Here is a 5741-nt window from a genome sequence, read left to right on the forward strand (position 1 = left end):
AAAGCCGGTAGAGGAATTGTATGATTTGAAAAATGATGTGCACCAAATGAATAATCTGGCTTTAGATCCAACTTATTCTAAGATATTGGAGGAACATAGAACCGTATTGAGTCAATGGGAAGAAAAGACAGATGATCAAGGAAAGTATCCAGAGGCATCGGTTCAATTAAAAGCCACTTATGATATGTGGAAGGATAGACCGCGTTTTAAAAATGCTAAAATAAATCCTGAGTACGATCAGTTCAAATAATCGTATTATCGTTTTTAACAAAAAATCCTGAATCAATTGACTCAGGATTTTTCGTTTAAATGGCTCCAATATAAGTTTCCAAACTGGAGTTGGAGTCTAAACCAATCTTTTTTCTAATCCTATATCTAGATGTATGAACACTTTGTAGAGAAATATTCAAAAATTTAGACATTTCGTGACTGTTGAAGTTTAATTTGATCAAAGCACAGTGTTTTAATTCTGTGGCAGATAAATTAGGGTGTTTTTTGCACAATGATTCGTAGAAGGTATTGTTCACTTCTGTAAATCTTAAATTAAATTCTTCCCAAGAATTATCAGAGCCCTTTGCATATTTGTTAGCTAAGGCATGATACTCTTTCGGATTGTCTTTTTTGATGATTTCTAACAAGGTTTGTACGGCTTCTTCTTTTTCTATCATCTTTAAAGCATGAGCAGTTAATTCCTTACTTTTTACTTCTAATACCGCATTTGTTTTGTCTTTATCATGCTGTCTTACCAAAGAAAGCTTTTTTATTTTTGCTTTTTGGTAATAAAAGATATACGCTCCAAAAACTAATAAAATAATAAATACAAAAACACTAATCGCTCTTATCATCTTGGACTTGTTTTCCTCAATTTTTTCTTGTTGTGTTAGAATTAATTTTTTGTTCTGAGTTAGTTCTTGCGCGTATTTGTTTTTTATTTCAAATAGCCTTTTATTGTTTCTACTGGTGGTGCTAAATAATTTGTCAGAACTGTTTTTGGAGGCTTTTAAATAATTTAAGGCATTTTTCAAATCTCCTTTAAGGACATAAATATCAGAAGTCTTTTGCAGAATTTCTGGACGTTTTTCTTTGTGTACTTGTAACTTTTCTTGTAGTTCCAAGCTTTGTTTGTAGAAGTCTAAAGCTTCATCATATTCCAATAATATTTTTTTTAAATCACCCAAAAATGAAAGAGTAACAATTTCGTAGGGTGTACCTTTTTGTCTGTGTAATTCTAAGGAACGTGTTAAAAGTTCTTTAGCTTCTTCTAATTTTCCTTGTTGCATATAGCAATAACCTTTGTCAGTCATCACATATGGTAATTCTCTTGCAGGAGCAATTTGTTGACAGGAATCTAAGTATTTTAAACTTAAAGAATAATTGTTTCGTTGTCTCCAGAAGGACGCCAAACTAAAATAAGAGGAGATCAATTGATGGGGTCTTTCTATTTTCTTGCTTACCAACTTTTTTGAGATGTTAAGAGAAGTTTTTAAATGTGATAAAGCAAGAGAATCTTTATTATACAAATCATAAAGATGTCCTAGGTTTCTATGAATTAACAATAAAGTATTATTGTGGTAAATAGACTCCGTGAGTAATAATGCATCCCATAAGGCATCATAGGCAAGATCGTATTGACCAATATAGGTATACAGGTCACTTTTTTTATGCAGTAATCTTGCAGTTAGTAAAGTGTCTTGTTTTTTTCGTGCAGTCTCCATCTCTATTTCAACTGATTTTAAAGTTGTGAGATGATTTAAGTTGCTTTTATTGTTGAGTTTTATCCTGAGACCAGTTGTGAGTCCTTGACTAGTGTTATTGGAATTTGCATCAGTTTGTGAGAATCCAGAATTGTTAAAAATCAATAAAAAATAAAGGAGAGAAGTATGTGTGAGTTTCATCAAATATTTCATCTTTCAAAGATAGACAATATGGAACTAACATTACAACATGATTTTTCTTTGGACTATTTATGATGTGTTTTAACTTTCTTTAAATAAGTTGTTTATGTTTTTGTTGTAGAGTTGGTTTTATGATTTTGACTAGTAATTGACTATTGTTTTTGGGTTTTTTAAGAGAGTAAATTATGACAGGTTTGGAATTTTTTGAAATTGGGGATTGCTTGTTAAGTGAAAAACAGCTAAGTCTTTGTCTAGTATTGTTTACGAAATTATTTGTTTTATGGGTGTTTATTTTCGATTTAAAAATGGTTTGGACTGTGGTGAATATTGAAATTTTATTTTGGTTGAGTTTTTTATGAGTTCGGAATGTGTAAACCATATGGTTTTTAAAGGAAGACAAAGGGTTTATCACAAGCATTTTATCAATGATGTTGTGTAACTTGTCCATTGTTGAAAGAAACAGTTGCATGTGAAATTGAAATTTAAATCGATTATGAGAAAATTAGCAGTATTGAGTTTTTTTATTCTTCTATCAAATTTGGGGTTTTCTCAAATAAATGTAGTAGAAAATCCTAAATCCTATCGTTCTATTAGAATGGTACAATGGGAGGTGAGTGATCTTGTTTACACTCTAAAAAATGAGGTGCAAAACCCATTTGAAAAAAATGTTGTTGCTGTTTTTAATAATGGTGGAAAAAAGCAAAGGGTTCCATTGTTTTATAATGGAGATAAAACTTGGGTGTTGCGATATTCTAGTGGGGTGACCGGGAAAATATCCTTTGTGATTGAATCCGAAATAAAAGAGTTGCATGGGAAACGAGGGAAGTTTTTAATTGGAAAAAATGAAAAGAAAGAACGACATGGTGGTATTGTGAAAAACCTCGACGATCCAAGACATTTTTATTACGAAGATGGATCTCATTATTTTAATCTAGCTTTTGAATGTGACTGGCTTTTTGCCTTAGACTATGGTCAAAAAGAAATTCCAAAGACAAAGCATCTTTTGAATCTGATCAATAAAAATGGGTTCAATCAAGTTGTCATGAATGTCTATGCTTACGATCCGGATTTAGACTGGGTAAAAGACGAAAACTTGAAAAATAATCCTGAGCATAATTATGGTGCTCGAGAAGATATTTTTCCTTTTTTAGGTTCTAACTCATCTCCCGATTATTCAGCATTAAATATTGATTTTTTCAAGCATTTTGACAAGGTGATTTCTGAGTTGCATGACAAGGAGATAGTAAGTCATTTAATGATTTATGTTTGGAATAAACAGGTGGCTTGGCCAAAAGCGGGTTCGCAAGCGGATAATATGTATTATGACCATGTCATCAAACGATATCAAGCATTTCCGAATATAATTTGGGATGTGTCAAAGGAAGCAGCTAATAAAATTGCAATCGCTCAAAATAAAAATATTGTTCAGCATATTGAGGAGCGTATAGATCGTACAAGAAATTTAGATGGCTTTAACCGATTGGTTTCTGTTCATGATTATGGATTTTGTAAAAACCATAAAGAAAAGGTAGATTTTATATCTACTCAAGATTGGAAATTATCATTGCATGAAAGTATGTTGAGAGTATATAAGAACTTCCCTAATAAACCTGTTTTTAATATTGAACATGGTGGTTATGAAGCGTCTCCATATAATGTTTTTCCTGGCGGATTTTCCAATGCGGAAAGTTGCCTAAGAAGAAATTATTTGTGTCTTTTTGCAGGTGTCTATACTACTTATTATTGGCAGGCAGCGGCCTGGAGTGCCGTAATTCATAATCCCTTTGAACAGCCAGAAGGTGTATTAAAGCCTCGTTTTGATTATTTTAAGAATATGAGAACTTTATTTGATAGGGTTCATTTTGAGAATTTTGAACCAATTATAAAATACAACGCGAGATCTTACGTACTGTTAAACCGAAAAGAAGGAGTTGTCATGCAATATATGCCAAAAGAGGTGCACTCTGATGATATCAAACGTTTGTTAACGAACGAGTTTAATTATGAAAAAGCGACGTGGCAGTGGTTCAATACTATTACCGGTGAATTTACTGATGAGGTAGCATTAGAGTTTAAACATAAATACGGTTTTTGGGACGCTCGCCCTTGGAGAAATGCAGCGGATTCCGTTTTGATTATTCGAAATTTAAAAGATAAATAAATGAAATCGATACCGTTTAGGTATTGTAATATAAATACGATTAAAATGAAAGTAAAAATCTCTTTAACGCTTACGCTTATAGTAAGTTTATTATTTGTACAATCTACTATTCTCGCAAAGAATCCACCAAAACCAAACGTTGTGGTTATTTATTTGGATGATTTGGGGTATGGTGATTTGAGTGCCTATGGAGCAACAGAATTACAAACGCCTAATATGGATGTATTGGCCAATGAAGGTGTTAAGTTCACAAATGGATATGCGACTTCCGCAACATGTACGCCGAGTAGATATGGTTTGCTAACGGGTGTGTATCCATGGAGAAATCCGAAAGCTAAAATTTTGCCAGGATCGGCTCCTTTGATCATTACAACGAAACAAGAAACCTTGCCTAAGATGTTTAAAAAAGCAGGCTATCAAACTGCAATAGTTGGTAAATGGCACTTAGGACTTGGAGCAGGGAATGTGAATTGGAATGAACATATTACTCCTGGTCCAAATGAAGTAGGTTTTGATGATGCTTATATTTTGGCTGCTACGCAAGACAGAACACCAACGGTGTATATAAAAGATGGAAGAGTTGATGGTTTGGATCCTAAGGATCCGATCTCTGTTAGTTATAAGAAAAACTTTGAAGGAGAGCCAACGGGGAAAGATAATCCAGAATTAACAACAATGAAATGGCATCATGGTCATAACAACAGCATTGTAAACGGGATCCCAAGAATTGGATATATGAAAGGTGGTGAAGCCGCTAAATGGAGTGATGTGGATATGGCGGATCACTTTTTAGGGAAGGCTCAGCAATATGTGAGAAATCATAAAGAAAAACCATTCTTCTTGTACTATGCATTACAGCAACCGCATGTGCCTAGAACTCCGCATCCAAGATTTGTTGGTAAGTCGGGAATGGGACCAAGAGGAGATGTGATTTTAGAGGCTGATTTTATGATTGGTGAATTTATGAAAACCTTAAAAGAAGAAGGATTATTAGAAAATACCATTATTGTTTTTTCAAGTGATAATGGACCTGTTTTACAAGATGGGTATTATGATGATGCCATTGAGAAATTAGGAGATCATACGCCGGCTGGTGTTTTAAGAGGTGGAAAGTATAGTTTGTTTGATGCAGGAACTAGAGTTCCGTTTATGGTATACTGGAAAGGGACTATAAAACCTAAAGTGTCTAATGCATTAGTTTGTCAGATTGATTTATTGGCATCTATGGCAAGTCTTTTGGATGTTGAAGTAGAGGCTACAGACAGTGAAGATGTGTTGTCTGCTCTTGTAGGAAAGAGTAAGAAAGGACGAAAAGAGTTGGTGTTAGAAGCAGGTTCAAAAACCTCTTATCGAACTGGAGATTGGGTAATGATTCCACCCTATAAAGGTGCTAAAATGAGTTGGAATTCATTTGTGGAAACGGGAGTGGATACAGATTTTCAGTTATATAACTTAAAAAAAGATCCAAGTCAAAAGAACAATCTAGCAAAAGAAAACCCTAAGAAATTGGCCGAATTATTAAAGAAATTTGAGGCTATTAGAGGAACGGAATATTCTAATCTGAAAAAGAAATAACAATGAAAAAATATTTTTTTCTACTCGTGTTACTTTGTGTTCAAAGCGTAGTTTTCGCTCAGAAAAACACGAACAAGCCTTTTTCTAATCCAGAGATTGATGCACAGGTT

Annotated in this window: 3 protein-coding genes and 1 pseudogene; 3 read left to right on the forward strand and 1 reads right to left on the reverse strand. The window is 33.5% G+C overall.

What is annotated here, in order from left to right:
- A pseudogene (locus P8H68_RS06375) lies at positions 1-250 on the forward strand (hypothetical protein); the annotation flags it as partial.
- A gap of 55 nt (positions 251-305) precedes the next feature.
- Here the strand turns inward: P8H68_RS06375 and P8H68_RS06380 are convergent.
- Entirely contained in the window at positions 306-1715 is a 1410-nt protein-coding gene (locus tag P8H68_RS06380) for a tetratricopeptide repeat protein (RefSeq protein WP_300322592.1), read from the reverse strand.
- A 673-nt stretch (positions 1716-2388) separates the two neighbouring features.
- On the opposite strand from P8H68_RS06380, the gene P8H68_RS06385 reads away from it, so the two are divergent.
- Together P8H68_RS06385 and P8H68_RS06390 are read left to right on the forward strand one after the other, a co-directional pair.
- Entirely contained in the window at positions 2389-4056 is a 1668-nt protein-coding gene (locus tag P8H68_RS06385; protein ID WP_300322594.1) for a DUF5060 domain-containing protein, read from the forward strand.
- Between the two features lie 45 nt (positions 4057-4101).
- Positions 4102-5631, forward strand: coding sequence for an arylsulfatase (locus P8H68_RS06390; RefSeq protein WP_300322595.1), 1530 nt, complete (start codon positions 4102-4104; stop codon positions 5629-5631).
- Positions 5632-5741: the final 110 nt, after the last annotated feature.

This window comes from Flavicella sp., from assembly GCF_029238425.1.
GTDB lineage: Bacteria > Bacteroidota > Bacteroidia > Flavobacteriales > Flavobacteriaceae > Flavicella.